Annotated in this window: 23 protein-coding genes and 1 pseudogene; 13 read left to right on the top strand and 11 right to left on the bottom strand. The window is 36.0% G+C overall.

The features are described from left to right. The first annotated feature begins 8 nt into the window (after positions 1-8). Genes LEPBI_RS13650 through LEPBI_RS13660 form a run of 3 tightly spaced genes read left to right on the top strand, consistent with a single transcriptional unit; the run spans position 9 to position 1,646 of the window. Positions 9-434: a molybdenum cofactor biosynthesis protein MoaE gene (locus LEPBI_RS13650; RefSeq protein WP_012389713.1), complete on the top strand. Its 426-nt coding sequence runs from the start codon at positions 9-11 to the stop codon at positions 432-434. Beyond that, on the top strand, positions 415-1,059 hold the full coding sequence (mobA, locus tag LEPBI_RS13655) for a molybdenum cofactor guanylyltransferase (RefSeq protein WP_012476393.1): 645 nt from the start codon (positions 415-417) through the stop codon (positions 1,057-1,059). The genes LEPBI_RS13650 and mobA overlap by 20 nt, the downstream gene beginning before the upstream one ends. Then, positions 1,056-1,646 (top strand): HAD family hydrolase, encoded by a 591-nt coding sequence (locus LEPBI_RS13660; RefSeq protein WP_012389715.1) that lies wholly within the window; start codon positions 1,056-1,058, stop codon positions 1,644-1,646. Before mobA ends, LEPBI_RS13660 begins: the two co-directional genes overlap by 4 nt. 8 nt (positions 1,647-1,654) lie before the next feature. On the opposite strand, the gene LEPBI_RS13665 is transcribed toward LEPBI_RS13660, so the two are convergent. Both LEPBI_RS13665 and LEPBI_RS13675 read right to left on the bottom strand, forming a co-directional pair. Further along, a complete protein-coding gene (locus LEPBI_RS13665) occupies positions 1,655-2,593 on the bottom strand; it encodes a sensor histidine kinase (RefSeq protein ID WP_012389716.1) in 939 nt (312 codons plus the stop codon). A gap of 365 nt (positions 2,594-2,958) precedes the next feature. Beyond that, positions 2,959-3,954 (bottom strand): M14 family metallopeptidase, encoded by a 996-nt coding sequence (locus tag LEPBI_RS13675; protein WP_012389718.1) that lies wholly within the window; start codon positions 3,952-3,954, stop codon positions 2,959-2,961. A 257-nt stretch (positions 3,955-4,211) separates the two neighbouring features. On the opposite strand from LEPBI_RS13675, the gene LEPBI_RS13680 reads away from it, so the two are divergent. Continuing rightward, on the top strand, positions 4,212-5,162 hold the full coding sequence (locus tag LEPBI_RS13680; RefSeq protein ID WP_012389719.1) for an alpha/beta hydrolase: 951 nt from the start codon (positions 4,212-4,214) through the stop codon (positions 5,160-5,162). Positions 5,163-5,241: 79 nt separating this feature from the next. Here LEPBI_RS13680 and LEPBI_RS13685 read toward each other — a convergent pair whose 3' ends face one another. The 3 genes from LEPBI_RS13685 to LEPBI_RS13695 form a co-directional block, all read right to left on the bottom strand. Continuing rightward, on the bottom strand, positions 5,242-5,628 hold the full coding sequence (locus tag LEPBI_RS13685) for a nuclear transport factor 2 family protein (protein WP_012389720.1): 387 nt from the start codon (positions 5,626-5,628) through the stop codon (positions 5,242-5,244). A 78-nt stretch (positions 5,629-5,706) separates the two neighbouring features. Next, entirely contained in the window at positions 5,707-6,144 is a 438-nt protein-coding gene (locus tag LEPBI_RS13690; RefSeq protein ID WP_012389721.1) for a MarR family winged helix-turn-helix transcriptional regulator, read from the bottom strand. 143 nt (positions 6,145-6,287) lie between these two features. After that, on the bottom strand, positions 6,288-6,566 hold the full coding sequence (locus LEPBI_RS13695) for a hypothetical protein (protein ID WP_012389722.1): 279 nt from the start codon (positions 6,564-6,566) through the stop codon (positions 6,288-6,290). A 187-nt stretch (positions 6,567-6,753) separates the two neighbouring features. Here LEPBI_RS13695 and rnk point away from each other — a divergent pair, with 187 nt between their 5' ends. Beyond that, the gene (gene rnk / locus LEPBI_RS13700) at positions 6,754-7,170 is read left to right on the top strand and encodes a nucleoside diphosphate kinase regulator (RefSeq protein WP_012389723.1); all 417 of its coding nucleotides are present in this window, start codon (positions 6,754-6,756) and stop codon (positions 7,168-7,170) included. A 46-nt stretch (positions 7,171-7,216) separates the two neighbouring features. Here rnk and LEPBI_RS13705 read toward each other — a convergent pair whose 3' ends face one another. After that, positions 7,217-7,753: a glycosyltransferase family protein gene (locus tag LEPBI_RS13705; RefSeq protein ID WP_226992792.1), complete on the bottom strand. Its 537-nt coding sequence runs from the start codon at positions 7,751-7,753 to the stop codon at positions 7,217-7,219. Between the two features lie 137 nt (positions 7,754-7,890). Continuing rightward, entirely contained in the window at positions 7,891-8,661 is a 771-nt protein-coding gene (locus LEPBI_RS13710; RefSeq protein WP_012389725.1) for an OmpA family protein, read from the bottom strand. A 173-nt stretch (positions 8,662-8,834) separates the two neighbouring features. On the opposite strand from LEPBI_RS13710, the gene LEPBI_RS13715 reads away from it, so the two are divergent. The 4 genes and pseudogenes from LEPBI_RS13715 to LEPBI_RS19480 form a co-directional block, all read left to right on the top strand. Continuing rightward, positions 8,835-11,087, top strand: a complete 2,253-nt coding sequence (locus tag LEPBI_RS13715) for an autotransporter outer membrane beta-barrel domain-containing protein (RefSeq protein WP_012389726.1) — start codon at positions 8,835-8,837, stop codon at positions 11,085-11,087. 113 nt (positions 11,088-11,200) lie between these two features. After that, on the top strand, positions 11,201-12,412 hold the full coding sequence (locus tag LEPBI_RS13720) for an NAD(P)/FAD-dependent oxidoreductase (protein ID WP_012389727.1): 1,212 nt from the start codon (positions 11,201-11,203) through the stop codon (positions 12,410-12,412). A 76-nt stretch (positions 12,413-12,488) separates the two neighbouring features. Beyond that, positions 12,489-14,519: a sensor histidine kinase gene (locus LEPBI_RS13725; protein WP_012389728.1), complete on the top strand. Its 2,031-nt coding sequence runs from the start codon at positions 12,489-12,491 to the stop codon at positions 14,517-14,519. 82 nt (positions 14,520-14,601) lie between these two features. Beyond that, positions 14,602-15,258 (top strand): annotated as a pseudogene (locus tag LEPBI_RS19480) (AraC family transcriptional regulator); the annotation flags it as partial. Between the two features lie 82 nt (positions 15,259-15,340). On the opposite strand, the gene LEPBI_RS13735 reads toward LEPBI_RS19480, so the two are convergent. Together LEPBI_RS13735 and LEPBI_RS13740 are read right to left on the bottom strand one after the other, a co-directional pair. Next, positions 15,341-15,739: a LamG domain-containing protein gene (locus LEPBI_RS13735; RefSeq protein ID WP_012389731.1), complete on the bottom strand. Its 399-nt coding sequence runs from the start codon at positions 15,737-15,739 to the stop codon at positions 15,341-15,343. A 6-nt stretch (positions 15,740-15,745) separates the two neighbouring features. Then, positions 15,746-16,222, bottom strand: coding sequence for a hypothetical protein (locus LEPBI_RS13740; protein WP_012389732.1), 477 nt, complete (start codon positions 16,220-16,222; stop codon positions 15,746-15,748). A gap of 243 nt (positions 16,223-16,465) precedes the next feature. Between LEPBI_RS13740 and LEPBI_RS13745 the strand changes: the two genes are divergently transcribed. Beyond that, complete coding sequence (locus LEPBI_RS13745) at positions 16,466-20,179, top strand: LamG-like jellyroll fold domain-containing protein (protein WP_012389733.1); 3,714 nt, start codon at positions 16,466-16,468, stop codon at positions 20,177-20,179. Positions 20,180-20,226: 47 nt separating this feature from the next. Here LEPBI_RS13745 and LEPBI_RS13750 read toward each other — a convergent pair whose 3' ends face one another. Continuing rightward, positions 20,227-20,955 (bottom strand): DUF4386 domain-containing protein, encoded by a 729-nt coding sequence (locus tag LEPBI_RS13750; RefSeq protein ID WP_012389734.1) that lies wholly within the window; start codon positions 20,953-20,955, stop codon positions 20,227-20,229. A gap of 555 nt (positions 20,956-21,510) precedes the next feature. On the opposite strand from LEPBI_RS13750, the gene LEPBI_RS13755 reads away from it, so the two are divergent. After that, positions 21,511-22,464, top strand: coding sequence for a helix-turn-helix domain-containing protein (locus LEPBI_RS13755; RefSeq protein ID WP_226992793.1), 954 nt, complete (start codon positions 21,511-21,513; stop codon positions 22,462-22,464). 35 nt (positions 22,465-22,499) lie between these two features. Next, complete coding sequence (locus tag LEPBI_RS13760; protein ID WP_012389737.1) at positions 22,500-22,880, top strand: rhodanese-like domain-containing protein; 381 nt, start codon at positions 22,500-22,502, stop codon at positions 22,878-22,880. Positions 22,881-22,959: 79 nt separating this feature from the next. Here the strand turns inward: LEPBI_RS13760 and LEPBI_RS13765 are convergent, their stop codons facing one another. Further along, entirely contained in the window at positions 22,960-23,223 is a 264-nt protein-coding gene (locus tag LEPBI_RS13765; protein ID WP_012389738.1) for an RNA recognition motif domain-containing protein, read from the bottom strand. Positions 23,224-23,642: 419 nt separating this feature from the next. On the opposite strand from LEPBI_RS13765, the gene LEPBI_RS13770 reads away from it, so the two are divergent. Further along, positions 23,643-23,864, top strand: a complete 222-nt coding sequence (locus tag LEPBI_RS13770) for a hypothetical protein (RefSeq protein ID WP_012389740.1) — start codon at positions 23,643-23,645, stop codon at positions 23,862-23,864. The last annotated feature ends 23 nt before the right edge of the window (positions 23,865-23,887 follow it).

Here is a 23,887-nt window from a genome sequence, read left to right on the forward strand (position 1 = left end):
AATCAAAAATGGACCACATCACAGAAAACAAAATCGAAATTACAGATATTATTCCTTCACTACCGAGTATGGGAGGATATGTGCTCTTCGCAGGTATCGTGAGGAATCTCAATGAAGGAAAGATGGTGACCCATTTGGAGTATGAAGCATATTCAGAAATGGCAAATCAAATGATACACTCTATCATTATGGATTCGAAAAACAAATGGGAACTACAATATGCAAATTGTATTCACCGCTTAGGGTCACTGGATGTCGGAGAAATCGCTGTCATCGTATCCACTGGCTCTGTCCACCGAGAGGAAGCTTATTTGGCAAATCGTTACATCATCGATAGAGTGAAACACGAAGTGCCCATTTGGAAAAAAGAATATTTTACTGATGGTAGTTCGGAATGGTCCAAGGGTTGTGTTCATGACACAAATCACGAATGATCTGATATTTCTCTTACTTGTTGGAGGGAAAAGCATTCGAATGGGGGAAGATAAAGCTTTTTTATCATTTGGAAAAAAATCAAATTTCGTAAATGTCCTCATCAAAAAAATCCATGTCTTCTCACCGGATTTTTATTTATCTCTTAGGAATGAACAACTTCATCGATATGAATCATGGCTTCCAAAACATTCGTTAATCGTCGATCAAAATGAACTTGTGAAAGGTCCTCTTTGTGGATTGATATCGGCACACCAGTTTTTCGTTGAAAATCAAATCAAATACAATGCGATCTTTACCATAGCAGTTGATACTCCTTCAATTAAACTGAAATCGATCAAAAGATTGATTGATTGTTATCAAAAAAATCCGAACATATCAGGCTTCTTCTATCGCTCTCCCAATGGAATTGAACCTTTATTGGGAATTTACAACCATTTAACGTTAGAAAAGTGGAGCCATTCCATCGAAGAAAAAATAAATCTTGAATTTTCACTGCAAAAAAAAATTAACAGCTTAGAACCAAATCCGATGTTTATTGAACTTCCTTCAAGAGAAGAAAGATTTCTAAAAAACATTAACACCAAAAAAGACTTTGAATCAATCGATGAAATGATGAAACGATGAAACTTCACAAAAGAAAAAAATATTGGATTTTTGATATGGATGGCACTTTGACAATTGCCCAACATGATTTTTTGGCGATCAAAAACGAGCTTGGGATTCCAATTGACAATGATATCCTAACTTCCCTCTCTCAATTGCCACCTAACATCAGAGAACAAAAAAAAATAGAACTCGATGATATTGAACTCAAAATAGCCAAACTGGCAAAAGCTTCTCAAGGATGTGAAATTCTCTTAAAGGAAATAAAGGTAAATCCAAACAGGTTGGGAATTCTGACAAGAAATAGTTTCAAAAATTCTTTAGAAACTTTAAAAGCTGCAGGTATATCTGATTTTTTTTCTCAGAACGATATTGTTTGCCGCGAAAGGGCAATCCCGAAACCAAATCCTGATGGAATCTTTTATTTAATGAAACAATGGAATGCTATACCGGAAGAAACAGTGATGATCGGTGACTATCTCTTTGATTTGGAAGCAGGTAAACAAGCAAATGTAGACACAATTTATATCGATCCATCCGGATCGTTTCCTTTCCGACAACAATCAAACTACCAAATTACAAAGCTCGAAGAGATTTTGTTGCTCTAAATAGAAAATTATATTTGTATCGGGTTAGCATTGATAATTGGAAATCTAATTTCAAAACTCACACCTTGATTACTTCCAATGACAAGATTTCCACGTAATTGTTTGACTAAATTTCTCACTAACATCAATCCAATCCCTTTGCCATCTGGATCAATTTCCATCCCGATTCCATTATCTCGAACGATCAATACAAATTCATCATTCAGTCGACCCATACTAACTTCGATAAACCCTTGTTTTCCATACTTAAACGCATGGCGAAAACAATTGGAAACAAGTTCGTTCAAAATCAACCCAATGGGAATGGCTCGATCCAGATCCATCTCAAGTCCTTCTTCGATCAGTTCACGAAACTCTATTTCAGCATGTTCTTTTAAGTATGTAATTTTCAAATTACTCAAAATTGAATTAAAAATTTGGTTTAAATTTACAAATAGTAAGTTAGGTGATCCATAAATCAATTTATGAACAGAAGCTATCGCTTTGATACGATTCTGAATTAAGTTAAGCGAAGTTGTCAATTTTTCATCATTTTCAGATTCGATTTGAAGGGCCATCAATCCAGAAATGATTTGTAAGTTATTGTTCACTCGGTGATGAATTTCTGTGAGTAATTTTGATTTTAACTTTAAATCAGATTTGATTTGGAACTCGTGCTCAGTTCTCGTTTTTTGTTCTTTTTTTATCGTATGAACATACAAAAAGATTAAAATGAACATTGCATACAAATCTTTAAAAAAACCTTCGTAATCATCAAAATAATCCATCATAAATCCATGTTCAAATATATTTGAAATATTCACATAACATGGAATTAACGCTAATAGGATTAAGAATGTGCCTTCTCCACGAAAATTAGGTTTTTTGAAAAGTAATACTGTAATTTGTAAAGCAGCAACTAAGTAGACCAGAAGCGACAATACATTCAAAATGACAATGACGTTCATATTACTAGTGATTACCGAGAATTTCCATCTTGATACTAAAGAGAAAACATATGGAAGATAAAAAATAAAAGCTATGTTCGAGAAGGTTAAAAATTTCTGGGAAGTAAAAGCCCTCTAAAACCGTAAACACATTACTAAACCAAATACAAAGAAATCCAGAGATTAAGAGATAATATTTAGGAATAAGACCCAACCAAAAAAGGCGTGAGACGATCAAAATACCAATGCTATCGAAAACAAGATTGAGTACTTCGCTCAGTTGGTACACGGTTTTTACCCTCTAGGAAATTTATTTTTCCAGCTGGAAAAGATTACCAGAAATTCCCAAAAGGTAAAGAGAATATTTAGAAAATTCGGAACATAATTTATTTTTCGGTTATGTCCGAAGGATCCATCTTGGCAAGCCGAATAACATCAGATAGGAATCGCCTGTGGCTGATGATAGACTTTTGTTTGGATTCACGCGCAGGATTAAAAATTCCTCTTTTACGAAATATCTTCCATGGATCCAAACTAATGTCTGACCATGTTCCAATTTCTAGCGTTAAAGGGAGGAACCGACTTGTTTTTGGAATTTGGGATGCTTTCGATATTGACTGAAATTTGTCATACAACCGATCCCAAAGATCACCATGAGTTGTATACGATTCACTTTGAGGTCCGAATCGATACAAAAAGTGATTCAAAGAATTTGTAAAATGATGACCAATTTTTTGAAACAATGACTCATCGGCACACGGATCATGCGTACTGGCATAAGGCCACCAAACGTGGTCTACAGTTCCAAACCCAGAATGGATGTCCACAACTGGTATCATCTGATTTTCAGCATTCAGGAAGTATTCGTTAAAGTAACGATCCAGGACTCGCGATTCGGTTTGTAACACCTTACCACGATAATAAGGGAAAAAATTGGAATACTTATGGCCTCCGAAAAAAAATGGAGCCTTCACTGCTTCTACTCCAGAGTTACGCATCAAATCTACACCTTTGGGATTTGAACGTCTTTTGAGTGCCACCCCACCTGGGTTCAAAATAGGTATACAAACAATACCTAACTCACCATTTTTAATTTCTTGGTACAATACAGATGTTTTGCGAGCAAACAAATCATCTAAAAAATCAAGGAGAACTCGAATTCCGATGGTTTCAAGACCATGAACACCAGCTATCAAACCAGATACATTCTTTTTGATCGCTTTCGGTTTTCCTATTTCTAAAACATAAATTGGAAATCTAAACCCTTCTTCCGTTTTAGTGGAAAATCCGTATTGTTTTAATCTGACAAGCTTGCCACCTAACTTTACAATTTTTATGATTCGGTTCTCATAACGATTTAATCTTTTTATGCCACGTAACATTACATTGTATTCCCGATCCAAATGAAAATTGTTTGGAACTTATATTGAAACTGCTGTTCTAAAGCAACATTTCAAAAAGATCCCATTTCTTAAATTCGAATATTACGACTAGTATTACAATTTAATGACAAATGATTGAAAAACGGAGAGTAATCCCAAAGGAAATAGGATTAAAACATTGAAATGAATCCAGTTTTGAATCATGTTAACTTATCTATCTAATTCAGAATTGAATTGCAGATTCAAAAATTGGTCCAATGCAAAAACGAAACAAAGTTCAATCAAAAACTTATTTTGAGGAAGATATCTCCATCAATGGTATCCAAATTCATGTTGGAATTTGGCCAGGCAAAAAAAAGCCGATTCTATGTTTGCATGGTTTGTCGGGGAATTTACATTCAATGGCAACCTTCGCAAATCAATTGCACAAAAAAGGACACAAAGTGATATCCTACGATTTGCGAGGAAGAGGGCATTCATCCAAACCGAATCATGCGTATGGATTCGAAAATCATATCAAAGACTTAAATATGATTATCAAGCACTATCAACTTAAAAATTTTATTTTATTAGCTCACTCCTTTGGTTGTATGATTGCTCTTCGTTATACACTTTTATATCCCGAACAAACGAAAGCGATGATCCTGATGGACGGTGGTGGACTTTTATCAGTTCAAAAACGGATTCAAATTTTGAAAGTTCTCAAACAATCCTTTGAACGATTGGATGTGATTTACCGTAGCAAGGAAGAATACATCAATTTGGTCAAAAACTCACCTCTCGTTCCAAAATGGACCAAAAAGATCAATGACTACTTCATAAAAGAACTACACGCTTCTCAGAATGGTTTTATTTGCCACATGCCAAAATTTGTTATGGAAGAAGAACTGAAAGAAATGGGTGGCTCTATTCAACTTTGGAAAGTCATTTTAAATCTATTATTACATCCCAAAAGAACGATCAAACGAATGTTATACAATCGAAAACCTGATTTTGAAAATATCAAAATACCAACTCTAGTTTTAAGAGCAACCCAGATGAATCTTTTTCCAAATGATGATTTGTTACCAAAGGAATCATTTACCGAGATGATCCAACGAATTCCGAATTCGAAAGGTGTTGAAATCAACACCAATCATTATGGAATCCTTTTCGATAACATAAAATCAAGAGACAAAGAAATTTTCAACTTCATTGAAAGTCAATAAAATCATAACGCGTGTTAATTTCAGAAACAATCCAATGAAGGGAAATCTATCTTTGTACTGATCAAAAAACAATTATCTCTTAATTTTTTTTTGCGGCTACCAATGCGTGGATGACTTTCCATCTCCCATCAGTCCATAAAAAAGAATACTGAGTTTGAAACTGCATCAAATTACTTTCTAAATTTGCGGTAACAATTCCAAAATTTTCAATAATATCTAACGATTTGATTTGAATGTTTCTAGGAATCCCACCAATCTTCCCTTCCCTTAAAGATTGAATGTATTTCTCTTTATTCGATACAATCATTTCAGAAATTCCGCTCACACTTACATGATCCAAAAACTGATCGTGAAACCGATTTTCCAATGATTCAACTTGTCTCGAATCAATTTCCCCTATAAAAGTTTTAAACGTTTCCTCCAAACTTTGAGTGTTATTTCCCTGTAAATTTTGATTTTGATTCATATATCCCCCTGATATTCAATAATCCGTTTCCAATCTCTACTTTATATATGTTGCTATAGCAACATATATGCAAAAAAATCAACCAATGGATTGGTCAAAAATTTCATCAATAATTCGCTTGAAGTCCTTAAAATCTTCTTTTGTCAATTTTTTGTACATTCGGGTTCTCTCTTTTTCAATTTCAGGAACCATTGTATTAAAAATCTCGATGCCCATCTTCGTAGGATATACTTTGTGTTTTCTACGATCTTCCGGGTCAGGGACAATTCGAATCCATAATTTTTGTTCCATGTTCCGAAGTGCTCGCGCCATGGATGGTCGATCATCAAAATCTCTTCCCAAATCGGACTGACTACAACCAGGTTGTTTGATGATTTTCACTAAAACAAACCATTGTTCTGGGAATAATTCGAAACCTTGTTCCATTGCCAGACGCATAAATTGTTTTCTAAGAGCTCGAACAGTACGGTAGATCAAATATGCATATGAATTTTCTAATTCAAAATTTTTTCCCATATGTTGCTATAGCAACATTTATTGGTCAACCAAATCTTGTCTACATTTAATTAGGAAAACCTTAAGCTCAAATCAGCTGGTATCTGATCCATCAATTGGGGACAGATCACGAGGAACCCATCCCAAATTGATTTCAAAGAAATCTATGGGTGTCCCTTCCCTTTACATTTTCCGCCTTTTACAGTCGAATCCCAATAACAATCTGGGTTCTTCAAACATTTGACACTATCTGGTTTTTTCGAACAAACTTTGTGAGTTTTGTCATCTACTTTATCGGGATTTAATGCAGGTTCATTTTCAGCGGATTCCACTTTCCCTTGCATTTGACAAGCCAGGTCATTTTCTTCACAAACTTCCGCCGAAAGACCAAAAACCATGGAACAACAAAACAATACAATCAACAGTTTGATTTTTGAAATCATATTCACCTCATCGTAAAAAATTCATTTTGATCTGCGAAAACTAACAGAAGCGATAAGAAACTCAATCAATAAATTTCAAAGATAATCGGCGTTCAGAAATGCAAAACAAGTGAATAGGTTCCTATTGACAGAAATACAGTCCTTTATAAAATCAAAGTTTTGTCTGAGACAAAAATGGAGAATTAGAATGAAAACAAAGAAAAAAATTTCGATCACGAATTTAGATTATATTCGATTAAAAAAAATGATTTTAGAGTATTCGAAACGAAACAAAACTGATGCGAATGTACAAGATTTACTCGGAGAAATTGAACGTGCTCAAAAAGTAGATTCCAAACAAATTCCATCCAATGTAGTGACAATGAACTCTGTCATTGAAATCAAAAACTTGGAAGGGATAGAATTTAAGGAATTCCGATTGGTATATCCTGAGGATTCAAATCTGGATCAAAATCAAATCTCTATCTTGGCTCCAATTGCAACTGCAAGTATTGGATACAAAACGGGTGATGTCATTTTTTGGAATGTTCCAGATGGTGTTTATCGATTTCAAATTACTGAGATTAAATACCAACCAGAAGCCAATGGCGATTTCCATTTATAATTTAAAAAACGGACAGTAATGTCCGTCTTTTTCAACTCATCAACGTTTACAATTGGTATAAATAAAATAAAAAGGAAGACGGTAACTTAAAAAAATAGCCAATTTTTAAGAGAAGATTCAGTAGAATTTGTTTAAAGATTCCATTTTTTAAATATCGATGGGCTGAAGTAATGGATGGATAAGGAAGTAAAATTGGTTGTTTTACTCTTCGAAATTGGTAACTCAACTCTGTATCCTCAAATAAATATTGAATCGGTAAATCGCGTTCCCAAATTTGGCGCGAAAAAAAAATACAATGGTCTAAGTAAACAATCCCCTTTAATTTGAAGCGAATGAAATTGGAATACCAGGAAACCAAATGTAAACAGAAATGATGAACATCAAACTGATGGAAAAATCCTCCCCAAACAATACTACTTTCTCTCTTTTTACTTTCTAAAATTAAAAACTCAATCGCTTCATTCGCTAATTTACTTCTCGGATGGTGTAATAAAATCATTTCACCATGGGAACGGTGGAAGCCTAAATTCAATCGTTCCGCTCTGGTGAATGCTTCTTCCTTATTCACGATGATAATCTCCACATCGTTTCGATTTTGAAAGTTTCGAAGGGATTCCTGATAGTATGTATTCGTATCTATATCAACTGGTATAATAATACTCAACATAAGACAGAATTGGTTCGGATCTTAAATACGTTTTGGAAACTTTGTATTCAAAATCACTCTTTGACCAAATAAACGGAAATTGCCGATTGTGAATCATCAAGTTTTTCCGAGTTAACACTTTTTTGATCTCTTTCTGCCATTAAAGATAAGATACGATTTTCATCGATTGACTCTTGCGTTAATATCTGACGTATTTCATCAAACCTTCGTTTTACGAGTCGGGTTTGATAGGCGATATCTCCAGTTGTATGTGATTTCCCAACTAAAATGATTCTAAAACTTATCTCAGACTTTAGAATTTCTCGAGTCAGTAGAATTAATTTTTCTTTCGAGTCTTCCGTCAGCTGATGGTCATCAGGTGGGAAACTGATCGAATGGATTGGTAATGAATTTCCATTTGCATACCAATAAGATAATTTTGAGGGAGGTAACTGAGAAATCCCCTCCATTTGTACCGCACCTATTACAAGTTTTTTAGGACAAATGACAAGTGACTCTGTAGATGAATTGAAGGAGACAAGAAATCCCAAAGTTGTGAAAATGATATCCCAAGGTTTTGCATAAGAGTTGGATTCCACAACCAAACTATCTGTAGGGATCACTTCGTTTTCATTGCTTAGATTGTGTTGGAAAATTGGTAATAAAAATAACGCACGATAGGTTCTAATTTCAGAATTGTGCTCACAACCATCGGGTTTAAAATTCGGGATGTTTTTTCTTTTTTCAAGGGGAATGCCTTTCCAAGCACATGCCAGTGAAAATATGGATAAGAAAAAAAAGATAAAAATCGTTCTGAAATTCGCTTTTTGAAAATAGTTCTGCATAGAGGAAACTTTCCTTTTCGCTAATCAATTGAAAACCTTTTTAACACTGGCGTAGCGAGTATTTTTATTTTTTGAAGAAGATTAGAAGATTCCCTTAAGGCTCTATTCCCCCAGAACCTGAGGAGTCCTGAAATTGAACTAGAAAGAAATTGACGAGATTCTAAAATTGTTACATGCGCATTCTATCCTTTAGTTTGATTTTGCCCTTACTTTTTTTCTGCAAACCTCCAGACCTATCCAATGGGTGTGATCCAAATTCAAAATCCTATTTACTCGGTACCATCTTACGATATGTCACTTCTGATAATTCCCCTTCCTGTTTACCTTCGTTTTCGCCTTTCGATATTGATTATTGGGGAGTTTTCGGTGGAAGTGCCACAGTCAATTCTATGGAAATTTACGGCAATGAACTGATCCTAGGTGGCTCTTTTAATGCCCTTGGACCTAACGTTGGTTCAACCTATTATCTTGATACGAATACAGGAAAAATTGTTTCTAATTTTGAATGTCCATTTTTGAAATTGAATGATTTGGCTAAGGTTGTTGTTTCCGATGGGAATGGTGGATTTTATATAGCAGGAAATTTCACTTATGTAAGAGGAACTCCTATACAAAATGTGGTTCACATGTTACCAGACTGTAAAATAGATCCGAACTTTACACCAAATCCTGGATCTCCTCCCAACATCTATTCCATGGTTATGTTTGGCGACAAACTCTACATAGGTGGGGTCTTCAACTCTTGGGAAGGGAATGCTCGTAACAACTTAGTATCGATCAATCGTTTTTCTGGTGCTTTAGAATCTTTGGCAATGGATGTAAATTCCGCTGTTGAAAAACTTTTAATATATGATCAAAAACTATACATAGCAGGTCAGTTTAGTACTGTCAATGGATTTGCTCGGGATCGAATTGCAAGGATTGATTTATCAAACTCTACTTTAGATAGTTTTGTACCTTCTTCAGCTCTAAACAGTACGGTTCGAGCGTTAGCTTTTGGAACCATTTCTGGAACTCCTGCGATCATCGTTGGCGGAGCATTTACAACTCCAAGAAATAATGTATTTGCTCTAGATCTTAACGGTACTGTGCTCGCTTGGGATCCAAATTTTAACGGTATTGTTGATGCTATCGCAGTCTCTGGACAAAAAGTATATGTCGGTGGCTCTTTTACCGCTGTGAATGGTGGAACTGCTAGGCCCAATTTTGCTGTTGTAGATTCTAATACCGGAACAGACATAGGCATTAATTACGCTTTGAACGGGAATGTCCACCAAGTGATTGAATCCAATGGCCAAATCTATTTGTTTGGATCGTTTACATCTGTGTTAGGTGAAAATAGAAATTATGGCGCAAGTATTGATTCCAATACCAATTCGATAAGAGAATGGAACCCTAGATTTTTGAATCCATTCTCTTATCCCTCTGCTTCCGCTGGATTTTCGTTAGATGGAAGTCGTATTATGATTCCAGGAGGAAATGGTACTGTCAATTATGTGGATCGTTCAAACATTGCTTCAGTTTATTTAGATTCAGGTTTACCAACGAATTGGGCTCCATCCATTGACAATGAAGTAGCTGTTCTCCATATTAAAAATGATCATTTATTCATAGGTGGATATTTTGCAACAATCAGTGGCCTGTCACGAACAAGATTAGCTGCATTTCGTTTGCCATCCTATGAACTCTCCTCTTTCAATCCCACCATAACAACTGGAAATGTAACTCAATTGATATCCGATGAGACTAATTTTTATTTTGCTGGGACTTTTACGACCGTCAGTGGTTCAGCTAGAAGTAATGCGGCAGCATATTCTCTGGACAATTTTTCTCTAACTAATTGGGCTCCTGATCCAAACAACCAAGTGAGTTCCATCTTAGATTTAGGTGATTCAATATTGTTAGGTGGCCTTTTCAATACAGCCGGTGGAAGCGCATCAAGTTTTATACGAGCGGTGAATAAATCAGATGGATTGGCGATTAGTATTCCAACCTCTTTTCCAGATTCAGATGTCTCTGGCTTCGCATCATACAACGGAATCATTTATGTAGGTGGAAACTTCTCTACCATTGGAGGTTCCAACAATCAATATTTGGCAAGTTTCACAAAAGGGACAGGTGTATTTGAATCCAACAAATTCCAGTTAAATGGAGGAGTATTTTATCAAATGATTATCAGTAACGATGGTTTGATGGTCTTACATGGTGGATTCACGTCAGTCAATACGACAAACGCATCTGGTACTGCTTTTATCAATTTAAATACAAATCAAATAAAGGCATGGGAGGTGACACAAACTGGAGTGACATTTAACCAAAAACTATTTGGCAAATATTTGTTCATTGGTGGGAATATCACGGAACGAGGTAACCAACCATTTGGCGGTTACCACCGCATTGAACTTCCGAAACTAGAATCATTCTAGTCAAAGAAGAAAATTTAAAAAAATCCTACTCCAAAATAAGTTTCCCAATTTAGATTTTTTTGGGAATATTCGTCATATAGGATACCCTGTATACTATATGACGAGGAAAAAAGATGAAACGTATTTTAGTCCTAGGAAGTAATTTTGCCGGCGTCACAGCAGCTATTTCCGTAAAAAGAAAACTTGGGAACGAAGTGGAAGTTTTGGTAATTTCACCTTCTCGTAATTTTTTATACGTACCTTCTCTGATATGGGTACCTTTTGGAATCCGCAAAGTCAAAGATATCACCTTTGCCGTAGAACCAATGTTAAACAAAAAAGGTGTAAAATTCATTCATGACAGAGGTGTAAAAGTAATACCAAATCGCAATGTAGTGATCACGGAAAAAAATGGAGAAATCAGTTACGATTACTTAGTCGTTGCAACAGGTGCTTCACTTAACTTTGATATTTTGCCAAACCTAAATCCAAAAGATAAAATGATCCAATGTATTGTCACACCTGAACTTGCAGAAAAATCTGCGATCGCATTTGAAGATTTAGTCAAAAACCCAGGTCCAGTGGTCGTTGCGGCAACACAAGGAGCAAGTTGTATGGGTGCCGCTTATGAATATCTCTTCAATTTAGATAAATATCTTCGGGTAAGAGGAGTTCGCGATCAAGTGGATATTACTTGGATCACTCCGGAACCATTTTTAGGTCATTTTGGGATCGGTGGTATTGTCGGAGGCCAAACAATGTTAGAAATCTTTATGAAAATGTATGGTATCAAGTGGCATACGAACGCTACGATCAAAAAAATCGAAAAACACAATATTACATTAGGTGATGATACAAACATACCGTACAAAATGTCCATGATGATTCCTCCTTTCTTAGGAGCAGATGTCATGAAAAACTCGCCAGAACTAGTCGATGAAAAGGGTTTTGTTATCACTAATGAAGGTTATCAACATATAAATTTTAAGAATGTATATGCGGCAGGTCTTGCTGTAGAAGTCATTGCTCCTTTCAAAAAATCTGCTGCACCTTTTGGTGTACCTAAAACTGGATTCCCTTCGGATGTTATGGGTAAAATTGTCGCAGAGAACATTAAGAATGATATCAAAGGTAATGGAAAATTCAAAACAATGCCTTTCGGAAAAATTCCAGGGATTTGTATTATGGATGCTGGTAAAAAAGAAGTTTGGATCTTAACCAATCACCTATTCAAACCAAGACAATTTGAATTAATGATCCCAAATATTTTTTATAATTTTGGTAAACTCATTTTAGAAAAATATATGTTGTGGAAAAATAAAAAGGGACTTGTACAACTTCCGTAAGGATCGATCAAATATTCCTTTGAATCTAAGAGAGGAAATCTAAAGTTGGTTCAGGATATTTGTCTTCTGGACCAAAATGGATTTGAAACGTTGGGTTTTTATCTTTTCTCTTCTCAGTTTTTACACTAGTGGAAGCCTTCATGCGGAAAATTTACCGATTTCAAAACAAGGAGTCATCGATCTATCTCAAGTCAATTTTATAGAACAAACGTCAATTCCTTTGGCGGGAGATTGGGAATTTCAATGGAACGAGTTCACCTCTCCCCTATCAAACGATACAGACGCGTTCACCTTTAACCAAATTCAAAAAGCAAAACAAAATCATTCTACGAACTACCTAGCGACTGGGAAACGATGGAAAGAAATACACTCTGGCGTTGGATTTGCTACTTACCAATTAAGAATTATTTTCCCAGAAGGATCGAACCAGCAAATTTTTAGTATACGTTTTTTCCAAACAGGCGGTGCCGCTATGCGCGTGTTTGTCGACGGGAAGGAATCTCTTTCACTAGGTAAAGTTGGTACAGACAAACTAACCATGGAACCAACCAGGCGTTCTGGAATTTTAATCCTTCCTCATCCAAAAAAAGTTACAAACATACTAGTACATATTTCAAATTTTCATCATGATGATGGCTCATTTTGGTATGCACCAAAGATTGGACTTTACCAAGATATACAAAACAATCTTATCAAAGAAATCGCATTAGATTCGCTGTTATCTGGCGCTTTATTCTTTATGGCATTTTATCACTTTGTTTTATTCTTTTTCAGGAGAACTAGAAAATTAATTTTATATTTTGGATTATTTTGCCTCACAACTGCTTTTCATTCACTTTCTTTGAATGGCGATGTCCTATATTATATTTATCACGCGATTCCTTATCATTTTGCTTTTGCTCTATCGCTCATTTTTTATTTAGCAATGCCATTTTATCTTTATTTTTTATTCCAATTTTTTCCAAATCAGTTTTCAAAAAGAGTTATTAATATTTATTCTACAATCTCTTTTGTTTTGTTTTCTTTTGTTCTTTTGACTCCTACAGAGATAGGATCGAAAACAACTTTCATCGGGCTTGTTTTCACAAATTCGGGTTTACTCTATTCGACAATTTGTCTAACAAGAAGTGCGATCAAAAAGCAACAACTTGCTGTAAGTTTATTATTAATCCAATTGTTTTTACTATTAAGTGCGATTAACGATACCTTATATTTATATGGAATCTTTCATCAAACTCTTATTTTAAAATATTCATATTTAACTACTGTATTGTTCCAATCACTACTTCTTGCCTCATACTTTACTAAAATGTTCATTAAAAATGAAACTTTGAAAAATGAACTCGCAACATTAAACGAATCATTAGAAAAAACCATTATAGTGAGAACAAAAGAATACAAAGAAGCCAAACAAATTGCGGAGGATGCGAATCAATGGAAAGATAAGTTTATATCACTTGTAGCACATGACTTACGATCTCCACTTAGCACTGTGTATTCGGCACTCACTCTAACCACCGACAAAGAAACAACTGAAGACGACAAAACACATATTCTAAATCAAGTATTTGCGATTTTAGAAAATGCAATGTCAACGATTGAACATTTATTAAATTTAAATCGGTTCCAAATAGACAAAGGACAAATACACTTACAGATCACACAAATCACTGTGAACGACCACTTAAAACAAGTTGTTGATACTTTCACTTTTGAAATTCAAAAAAAATCTTTGTCCATCGTGAATTTGATAGCTGATTCGGCCAAAGTGTTTGCAGATTCTTCGATTTTTCTTGAGATACTTCGAAATTTAATAGCAAATGCGATCAAATTTAGCCACCCAAAAGGTAAAATCCAAATGGACTTTTTAGAAACTAACGACAGTTTTATAATTTCAATTAAGGACGAAGGTACTGGAATTCCGATCGAACGCCAAAAGGATTTATTCATTGAGCCAATGTCTTCACCTGGAACTTTAGGTGAAAAAGGTTTTGGGATAGGACTGAAACTTTGTTTTGAATTAATGAGATTACATCATGGAAATATCCAAGTGGAATCGGAATCCAATTCAGGAAGTCGATTCCTTTTGATATTTCCGAAGAAATGAACTACTAATCAATCTAGAGACACTTAATTTTCGTTAGCTTTTATTTTCAGCAATATGAATGATTCATATTCATTAAATACCAAAAGTAACAAATCTCAGAATCGATACTATATTAGTCGTACTCGGTTTATTTGCATTGTTTTGTGTTCCTGCCATTCTCATCGCAAATACTACCAAAATTTTTTCAAGGATTGCAACATACATTTATCTAATCTCTATTCCACTGATACTTGGAACTGCATTCCGAAATTTTTTAAAAGGGGAAAGACAATTTCTTTTTTTTCTAATTAGCTGGGGTTCTTACTTTATTATAAGTTACAACACTATGTTTTATCTTTTAGGAATGTTTCCTTATTCAACCTCTTACAAAAATATGAAAGACTTGAGAATGAACGAAATGACATCCTACACCGAATTCTCTCTTTGAAAACTGATAAGGATAGTCATTTACGATATACGAAATCAAATCTCAATGCCATCAATACAGAAGAATCACTCACTCAATTAGATTCATGGATGAAATATTCAAAACCATAACTTGATGATAAACTGGATTTAGAAATTTCCTCACGAGCCATTGGACTGACTGTCCAACAAACTTCAGAGTTGCTCAATTCTAAATTAGGTGTGAGCTTATGAGACTGGGTTTGGATCCAAAACTGCCTTCAACGTCGAATTTAAAAAAACGACAGGCATGAGTCCAGTACAATATAAACATTCTCTTAAAACTTTGAACTAACAGGTGCAAGTATCCAAATTACTTTACTATATCGATCTAATAAAAATTGCCTTTAATCCCAATGATTTTATAACGATTCGATTCACTCAAGGTAAGCCGTACCCAAGTGATAAATCTCGGTAATTTGTGTACCGCTCAATGCAATATCATACACTCGTAGATCATCCGAATCACCCCACCAATAGTATGGTAATCCTCCACTCCCAGTCCAAGTTCCAATGACAAAGGAACCAGAAATTGTATTAAGAGGTCCTGTACCGGTAAAAGACGGACTTCCGACAAAATTTCCATTCACATAGAAATTTGCAGTATTACCGCCGTTATACGTTGTGCAAAGATGTGACCAAGTATTCAATGGAACTGTATAATCTGTGAGGGCATCATACCCATTCCCCAAAAGAGAAACCTTATTTGTAGTTGCCGTTGACAGTGCCAAAACCGAAGCATTGGCACTGTTGGTCGTTCCATATCGAAAGACCAATTGATGCTACCCGTCTGTTGGAAGTTGAGAAGGTTTGATCCAAGCACATAGTGTTCTAGGATTTGCTCCCAATGGTAAGCTTGCATCTTCACCTAATAATGAAGAGTAATATCTATTATTAGTATTAAAATTGATCCCTCCATTGACATCTCCATCTTTACCTGTTGTCCAATTAGGTGACCATTCTTGTGATGAAAAATTTAAAGTCACAGGTCCAGAATTGGCCAATGATGCATTGTTAAACTCTAAATGAACCAATGGCCGAATGGCGATTCGATTTTGTTGGAGAGAACATATTGGACCTTTCAATAAACAGAGCAAAATTTGTGTTTCACCAAATTCTTGACTGTAGAGATCGTTTGCATTTTCCAAATCGCTTGGTTTACAGAACAGTGTAAAAAAAAGAACGATGATGAAAATCATTCGCCAATGATTGACTTGTGACTCGTCCCAAAATATGCCGTGGGTTTTAATTTTCATCATGACTCATAAAGTATAGTAGGATCTTTACTTTCAGTCGTTCCGATATATACTTCTGAACATTTTTATTTCCAATTTTGCCAGTATTCTTGAATTTCTATGACTGAGAAATTTTCCCTACATTTCCTTTCGAACCTTTGCATCATGAATCTATATTTTTTTGGAGAAAACAGAGCCTTCTCTCCGACGAAATATCTTGAATAAAATGAACAGGAACCAATTCTTGATCAATAAAGGGGCGACTAAATGAAGAATTTGATGGTCTTATTCGTTCCCTTTTTGTTTTACACCTGTTCGATCCCTACTTTATCCAGAAGTCCATTAGACTACTTTGCTTTTTTGCGCATCGTTTCAGGACCTCAATTTACAGGGCATAATATTGGAGGAGCTGTTTCAGGATTATTACCTGGGACTTCCGTGACCCTTACCAATGTGAATGATTCCATTACGGTCTCCTCCGATGGAAATTTTTCATTCCCTACCAAATTAAGTACAGGACAAAGTTATAATGTAAGTTTAACAACGAATGGAGTTGGGCTTACCTGCTCAATTGCAAATGCACAAGGTGTTGTTCAAAATTCACACATAACAAACGTTAGCGTTACATGCGGAATTGGCCCTGGCTTTTATGAAGTGGGAGTGAATGTCAGTGGACTATCTGGCGCAATTTCTGTTCAAAACAATGCGACAGAAACATTAAACTTCTCTGCCAACGGTCTTCAAAAATTCACAACAATTCAACCGTCAGGTACTAATTATGCGATCACCATTTCCTCTCAACCAGTGGGAACAGTTTGTTCATTTGACAACCCTTCTCTTTCATTTGGTACCGTAACCACAGCAAATGTAACTATATTCATCACTTGCGTAACAGGATACATTGTTTCTGGAAATTTATATTCAACTACAGGTGCAAACTTAGGACCAAATTTAATCAACCGAAGAACAGCAGTGAAAACTCTTGCAGGATCCTTTCCTACCAATACTCCCAGTGGGGCAGGAGCGGTTTTTGGTGGTGCGGTTCCAAGTGCCACTGCCTCAGCCGCTCGATTTAACAGTCCTGCTATGCTAGCAACGGATTCAAATTTCATTTATGTAGTCGACTCTACAAATTCCGTGATTCGGAAAATTGACAAACTAACAGGGACAACAACCATCCTTGCCGGTGGCAATACAGGAGGAGGCACAACTTGCCCTGGAGCTGTGACTACCAATTGTTTGGATGGTGTGGGAACAGCTGCACAGTTTAACGGGATTGTCGGGATTACAACAAACGGGAACAACCTATTTGTATTAGAACTGACTGGAAACAGAATCCGAATTGTCAACCTAGCGACGGCCGCCGTATCCACGTTTGTTGGTTCGGGTGGTGGTGGTGCATCAAATAATACTTCTGGGATCTTAGCTACCTTTACAAACCCTTCATGGATCACAATCCACAATGGGATGATTTACGTTGTGGATCGTGGAAACTGTCTCATCCGTTCGGTGAATCCCGTGACAACGGCAGTATCAACATTGGCAGGTGGACCTGGGTTCTGTAGTTTTGCCAATCATCCCATTGGTACGAACGCTCGATTTGTATCACCCATCGGTATCGTAGGACTTGGAAGTTACCTTTATGTAACAGATGTTGGCTTAGGTGGTGGTTATAAAATTCGTAGGATTGACCTTACAGGAACCAATGCTGTTGATACAATTGCAGGGGATGGAGTCCAGGCTTCAACAGACGGATTTGGAACTTCAGCGCAGTTCAATGATCCGCATGGCATCACAACCGATGGGACAAATTTATTCATCTCGGAATGGTTAGGCCACCGCATCCGTCATTTAGATATATCAACTAACAAAGTCACTACGTTAGTGGGAAGTTCACCAGGATATGCGGACAATGCCACTGGGAATGGTCTCTTTCAATTTCCAGGATTCATCACTAGTGATGGACAAAAAGTTTACATTTCAGACCAAGCAAACCATTCAATTCGTTTTTTAGAGCCAGCAGAAATCTTACACTATTCTTTTGATGGTAGTGCAAATGATTCCATTGGAACCAATCATGGAACCATCATCGGTTCGCCGATTTTAAAATCGGATGAGAATGGAGTGATCAATGGTGCCTATGAGTTCAATGGCTTGTCTGATTCCATCAACTCTTCTGGACTTCTCTCTCAAAAAACAGACGACATCACGTTTTCTGCTTGGGTTCTTTCCTACGCAAATAACTCAAATCAGTTTATTCTTTACAATGGTTTAGGTGGAGTTGATGGATATGGATTGAAGATAGATTCAACAGGCAGTTTACAAATTGGTTTAGGTGCTGTGGACGGTCCATCAACTACGATGAAGATGCCCCTGAACCGATGGACTCATGTTGCCGTACGTCGCTTATCAAGTAACTGGCAGATTTTCATCAATGGAGTACCTGACGCTGCCGTATTTGCCACAAACCCAACTCAACCTCCATTGAGTGCTACCTTTAAAATAGGAGATGCTGGTAACGCACTCTTCTTCCGAGGAAAAATCTCTCGCGTTCAATTCTTTGATGGTGCACTCGATAATGATGCCATCCAAAAACTAGCCATCCAAGTTCCATCAGGTCTCATTTCATATTATCCATTCAATGGAAGTGGAAAAGACTATGGAAATTTTTTGAATGACCTCACCAATAATTTTGCCGTTGGTGCCGCCGATAGAAATGGATTTCCGAACACAGCGTATTCGTTTAATGGCACAAATTCTTATTTCCAAAAACTAAACCCCAATGGACTTCCGATTGGAGTAAGTAGTCGTACTTTATGTGCTTGGTTCAAAACGCCTACCAACATTGGACAATACATTCTTAGCTTTGGAACAGCAATCAATTCCACAGGGAATGGACTTGTCGTCAATTCCCCCATTTTAGGAATGTTCGGATGGAACGATGATGCAAATGTGATTCCTCCTCATGAAGAATTTACAAACCAATGGATTCATTTATGTGGTGTTTACGATGGAATGTCTCAAATTGCAGATGTTTATGAAAATGGGACGTTGCGGATTTCTCTTTCCAAAAGCTCATGGTTAACGGGTGTCAGTGGTAGTTTAGACATTGGAAGGCTGATTACTGCAACTGGATATTTTTCGGGGCTGATCGATGATGTTAGGATTTACGATCGGCCTTTATCTGTATCGGAAATACGCGCCATATCAGGTCCATATCCAACACAAGTGAGTTCCTGGAGCCAAACACTTGCCAGTAGCAGTTTAAAGTTTTTTTTAATGCCTGAAAGTGCCATACAGGGACCAGGTGGCTGTATCGGAGGTACCAATTGTGTCACATATTGGCTTGATCGGAGTGGAAATAATTTTCACGTAAGCCAAGCTGGTGCTTCCGCGCAACCTGTTTACAATCCAACTGGAATTGGTGGATTCCCAGGTGTACGTTTTTATGAAACGAATGCTACTTATCTTTCGGCTTCTTGTGTGCCTGAATTAATATCTACTTCGAACACCATCTTTGCGATGTTTAACGACGTTGGAATGGTTGGAAATGATGGGATTTTTCACAATGGGAAAAAACTCCTCTATTTAACTGACAATGGTCCAAACAATACCTTAAGTCTTTTTGACATTCAAATCAATAATGTTAAATTGGCCACGACTACGGACTATGGAGGTGTAGGTGAAAACATTCTCATGTCACTTGATTTCAATGGAACCACTGGTAATATTTTCAAAAATGGATCTGTTGTATCTAGTTCATCCATACCAGGAACGGCATACGATTGTATGACATATGATATGAGTATTGGTAGGTATGTTTGGTCATCAGGGACTTATCCAAATAATGGAGATTATCTAGATGGTCACATTGGAGACCTAATCTATTATGACCAAGTTCTCTCCGCAAGCGATCGAGAATTGGTACAATGTTACTTATCAAGTAAGTATAAAAAAATTGTAGGACATCCTTGCCCTTAACCCACCAATCCAATCTATGATCGGATCGGTCAGTCGAGTTCAATCAATTAGTTTGGAATTTGATCAACATTTTTTTTGATCATCTGGATTCCCATCATGACCATCCAAAATAACCAAGACAAACTTCCAATGAGTCCAGCAAATGGGATCTCACCTACTTCTGGCACCACGAGGGAAAACAATTCCCATTGGGCAAGAGTGTAGATAAAAGAAGAAACAATTCCAAAAACGGATATCCATTTCGGAAAAATTTGATGTTTCCAACTCATAAGGGACACCAAAAACATCCATAGGATTGTAAAAAGTTGACCTAAATGTTCTCCGATCAAAACTCCAAACAAATGATGGATCGTTTGAAAATTGAGTAATGCCGCCTGTTTGATCATCTCTGAAGAATTTGGATCCATCCATACATTGGAAAGAATAGGTACAACAAATACCCATCGCAATAAACCAATGAGCTGAAAAAACAAAGAAACAATCCCAAAAATGACAGCTGACAGAGATAACAAGGGACTGAATTGTTTCGTGTTCAAATACAAATGAAGATATCCAAATATAAGTGGAAGTCCCGATATTCCAAAAAACCACCATGTCCAAATGAAGGAGGAACCACCATGATGAAATTCCCTTAGAATCACTTCTGTTGGCTTTCTCAATATCTCTGGATACTGAAATTGAATGATCAAAATCGTATAGGGAATTTGAATCAGAATTGGTATCAAAATCAATACCATGCCAATCGTTCGATTCCATTTGATTGTTTCTTTTATCATATTTAACCTCTTAAAAAAAATGTGAATAACTAATACCAGGTGTTGGATTCAGCTCTGTCGAAGAACCCTCTGCAGAAAGTACGATCAATCCAATTCGAAAACTAAATCCTTTCCATAACATAAAGCGATACCCAAGTTCATACATAAGTGTATCTTTGATATAGAGGGCGCTCGAAATAAATTTACGGAAAACTCTTCCTTAGAAAACGTTGGAGTACCATGTACAGATTGTCCCATAAGACAGCACGTAAGAAAAATAATAGATAGAAAAACTCTTATTCGCATCGAATGTATCTCTATTATCATCCAAGATTCAAAAATTGTCGTCCCACCCCATCGGATGGGACCTTTCTTTTTTAAAAATTCTTTCTATTCAAAGAATTAAAGAAAAGAGAAGATGAAAGAAGATAGGGATTTTGAATGTTAGGTTCGATTTTAATCAGCGCAGGATTGATCCAGTCAATTTTTCTCGGCTTCTATTTTGGACTTCAAGAGAAAAGTAAAAATATATCTAGTCGATACCTTGGGTTCTTCTTTCTTTTCCTAGCAATGTTCATGGCTTGCAACCTAGTCTATTTCACAGGAAACATAATCGAATACCCTCACCTCATGAAAGTAGGCTATTTATTTGGATTCTGTATTGCTCCTAGCTTTTCGGTCTCTGTCGTTCGTTATTTTGGTATTCCCAAAGAAAAAGCCATCTGGAATCCAATTTATTTAATCGTTCCGATCCTATTTCTATTGTATGAAACACCATTTTATCTTTCAAACGCGGAAGATAAAATTAAGATATTATCCGATATCGCAACAAACGATTTTTTTAGCGAATTGAACATCATCCAAATGATGATTCTCGGTTATTCCTTCTTTATTTTTTTAAGATTGTATTTCCGATTTCAAATCGAAATGAAACATTTCGCTAAAGACATTCACTGGGAAGGAAAAATATTTTATCAATACCTCCTCTACCTTATCATTTGGCTCTTGTTTTGTATTTTGGTATGTGTTATTCTACCGGGGAAAATATCTGAAACGATTTCCAATCTAGGAATTTCCATTTGGATTCTTGGGTTTGCTTGGCATCGAATATATTTAGATAAAAATATAATGAACCATCTTCAGATTCAAAAACAGGATCCATCAAAATATCAAAAATCATACATCCCAGAAAAACAAATGTTGGAACTAGGTAAACATTTGGAAACAATAGTCAACAACAAAGATTACTTATTCAATGGGGACTTAAATCTTGCAAACATTGCAAATACACTTGGTCTATCCAATCATTCAACTTCTCAAGTATGCAATCGATTTTTTGGCAAAAGTTTGATTGATGTCATCCAAGAGAAAAGAATTGAACATGCTAAAATCGCATTACTCGATACAAAAAAAACAGTTTTGAGAATTGGATTTGATGTTGGATTTAATTCAAAAAATTCATTTATCAGAGCTTTTAAGGAAGTTACAAAATTAACTCCGACTGAGTACAGAAATCAAAACAAATCTTAGCCAAAAGAATTCTCTATCGATGGGAATCTGGGCCAATGAAGGAATTAGTTTTAGCATTAGAAAAGTTTGCCATATTTAGTTCGGCATTGGATGACCAATCGAACTCCAAACTAAAATACAAAAACTCAAATATCCAACTCGATGAATTGCAGAAGAAAATGAAAAAAGGGGGAATCCTGCTAATAGATGTCAGATCCAAAGAAGAGTACAAAAAAGGTCATATTCCAGAAGCTGTGAACATTCCTTATAACGAAATTGAATCATTTAAATTTCCGAAAAACAAGGAACTCATCGTGTATTGTCGAGGACCTATGTGCCTGTTGTCTGTGAATGCACTCAATTTTTTACAATCAAGAGAAATGAATGTTACCAGATTTGGTGGAGGGTATAGTCAGTGGGAAATGAGAGAGGTATAAAAAAAGAACAAGCTAATGAATCCCTTCAATATAGAAGAAGTTTCATTAGCCTATTCCATTCAAAACAAAATTGAAATGATTAGTTCCAGTTGTTTGTTTTTGGTTTTGCAATATTCACTTTCATTTCACGGTTTAAAATGTTTTTTCCGTTTAGATCGCTAATTGCTTTATCAGCTTCATTTCGGTCTTTCATTTCGATAAAACCAAAACCTTTTGAACCGCCAGTATACTGGTCAGTAATGATTTTTGCTGATGAAACTGCGCCATGAACTGAAAAAAGTTCGTTTAATTTAGTTTCCGTCATTTCGTACGATAGGTTTCCTACATAGATGTTTGTTGACATGTGATGTCCTTATTAGTTTAATTTGACTCTGAAAATTTAATGGATTAGAAACGACTTTCCGGTAAGGAATTTAGGTAAAAACAACAACGAAAATGCAGGGGAAAACTAATGAAAGAGATCAGAATGCAAGAAAGTGAGGACTACTAGTGGTTAAAAAAACGATAATATTTTGAATCTGTTACCACTATCTTTTGATTCAGAATAAATAGCAAATCATTTTATATTATTTTTCAATTAACAAATGTTTTTTGCGTCTCAAAGAATGAGGGTCGTTGTCAATTTCTTTCTAGATTCAGCAAAACAAATGATCTCAGGTCGATCCATCGGATCAATAGGGAGGATTGACCCCATATAACGCATAACTAAAATCAAAAAGAAACCCAATACTATCAAATACCAAAGGAAACAAACGATATATCATGGGAAAAGTAGCTCATGTCTTCGAATTCCAAATGGATGTTTCTGACCATCCTGATTCGGAACTAGTTCTTATGCCCCAGGTCAACGGACCAAGTGGCAATTCTCTTGGTCATTGGGATTCTGGAAATCCATTTGAGTTCCCCCTCATGCGACCAGTACCCGAACCAATTTCCCACCTGCCAATTCTAAGCAAAAAAACAGAATTTTTCTGTTTGACTTAAGTTCGCATTACTTTATTTATAAC

It is taken from the genome of Leptospira biflexa serovar Patoc strain 'Patoc 1 (Paris)', from assembly GCF_000017685.1.
Taxonomy (GTDB): domain Bacteria; phylum Spirochaetota; class Leptospiria; order Leptospirales; family Leptospiraceae; genus Leptospira_A; species Leptospira_A biflexa.

Excerpts from the sequence above, each read along its gene's own strand:
- LEPBI_RS13650 (WP_012389713.1), top strand. The coding sequence starts at position 9 with ATGGACCACATCACAGAAAACAAAATCGAAATTACAGATATTATTCCT.
- mobA (WP_012476393.1), top strand. The coding sequence starts at position 415 with ATGACACAAATCACGAATGATCTGATATTTCTCTTACTTGTTGGAGGG.
- LEPBI_RS13660 (WP_012389715.1), top strand. The coding sequence starts at position 1,056 with ATGAAACTTCACAAAAGAAAAAAATATTGGATTTTTGATATGGATGGC.
- LEPBI_RS13665 (WP_012389716.1), bottom strand. The coding sequence starts at position 2,593 with ATGAACGTCATTGTCATTTTGAATGTATTGTCGCTTCTGGTCTACTTA.
- LEPBI_RS13675 (WP_012389718.1), bottom strand. The coding sequence starts at position 3,954 with ATGTTACGTGGCATAAAAAGATTAAATCGTTATGAGAACCGAATCATA.
- LEPBI_RS13680 (WP_012389719.1), top strand. The coding sequence starts at position 4,212 with ATGCAAAAACGAAACAAAGTTCAATCAAAAACTTATTTTGAGGAAGAT.
- LEPBI_RS13685 (WP_012389720.1), bottom strand. The coding sequence starts at position 5,628 with ATGAATCAAAATCAAAATTTACAGGGAAATAACACTCAAAGTTTGGAG.
- LEPBI_RS13690 (WP_012389721.1), bottom strand. The coding sequence starts at position 6,144 with ATGGGAAAAAATTTTGAATTAGAAAATTCATATGCATATTTGATCTAC.
- LEPBI_RS13695 (WP_012389722.1), bottom strand. The coding sequence starts at position 6,566 with ATGATTTCAAAAATCAAACTGTTGATTGTATTGTTTTGTTGTTCCATG.
- rnk (WP_012389723.1), top strand. The coding sequence starts at position 6,754 with ATGAAAACAAAGAAAAAAATTTCGATCACGAATTTAGATTATATTCGA.
- LEPBI_RS13710 (WP_012389725.1), bottom strand. The coding sequence starts at position 8,661 with ATGCAGAACTATTTTCAAAAAGCGAATTTCAGAACGATTTTTATCTTT.
- LEPBI_RS13715 (WP_012389726.1), top strand. The coding sequence starts at position 8,835 with ATGCGCATTCTATCCTTTAGTTTGATTTTGCCCTTACTTTTTTTCTGC.
- LEPBI_RS13720 (WP_012389727.1), top strand. The coding sequence starts at position 11,201 with ATGAAACGTATTTTAGTCCTAGGAAGTAATTTTGCCGGCGTCACAGCA.
- LEPBI_RS13725 (WP_012389728.1), top strand. The coding sequence starts at position 12,489 with ATGGATTTGAAACGTTGGGTTTTTATCTTTTCTCTTCTCAGTTTTTAC.
- LEPBI_RS13740 (WP_012389732.1), bottom strand. The coding sequence starts at position 16,222 with ATGATGAAAATTAAAACCCACGGCATATTTTGGGACGAGTCACAAGTC.
- LEPBI_RS13745 (WP_012389733.1), top strand. The coding sequence starts at position 16,466 with ATGAAGAATTTGATGGTCTTATTCGTTCCCTTTTTGTTTTACACCTGT.
- LEPBI_RS13750 (WP_012389734.1), bottom strand. The coding sequence starts at position 20,955 with ATGATAAAAGAAACAATCAAATGGAATCGAACGATTGGCATGGTATTG.
- LEPBI_RS13755 (WP_226992793.1), top strand. The coding sequence starts at position 21,511 with ATGGCTTGCAACCTAGTCTATTTCACAGGAAACATAATCGAATACCCT.
- LEPBI_RS13760 (WP_012389737.1), top strand. The coding sequence starts at position 22,500 with ATGAAGGAATTAGTTTTAGCATTAGAAAAGTTTGCCATATTTAGTTCG.
- LEPBI_RS13765 (WP_012389738.1), bottom strand. The coding sequence starts at position 23,223 with ATGTCAACAAACATCTATGTAGGAAACCTATCGTACGAAATGACGGAA.
- LEPBI_RS13770 (WP_012389740.1), top strand. The coding sequence starts at position 23,643 with ATGGGAAAAGTAGCTCATGTCTTCGAATTCCAAATGGATGTTTCTGAC.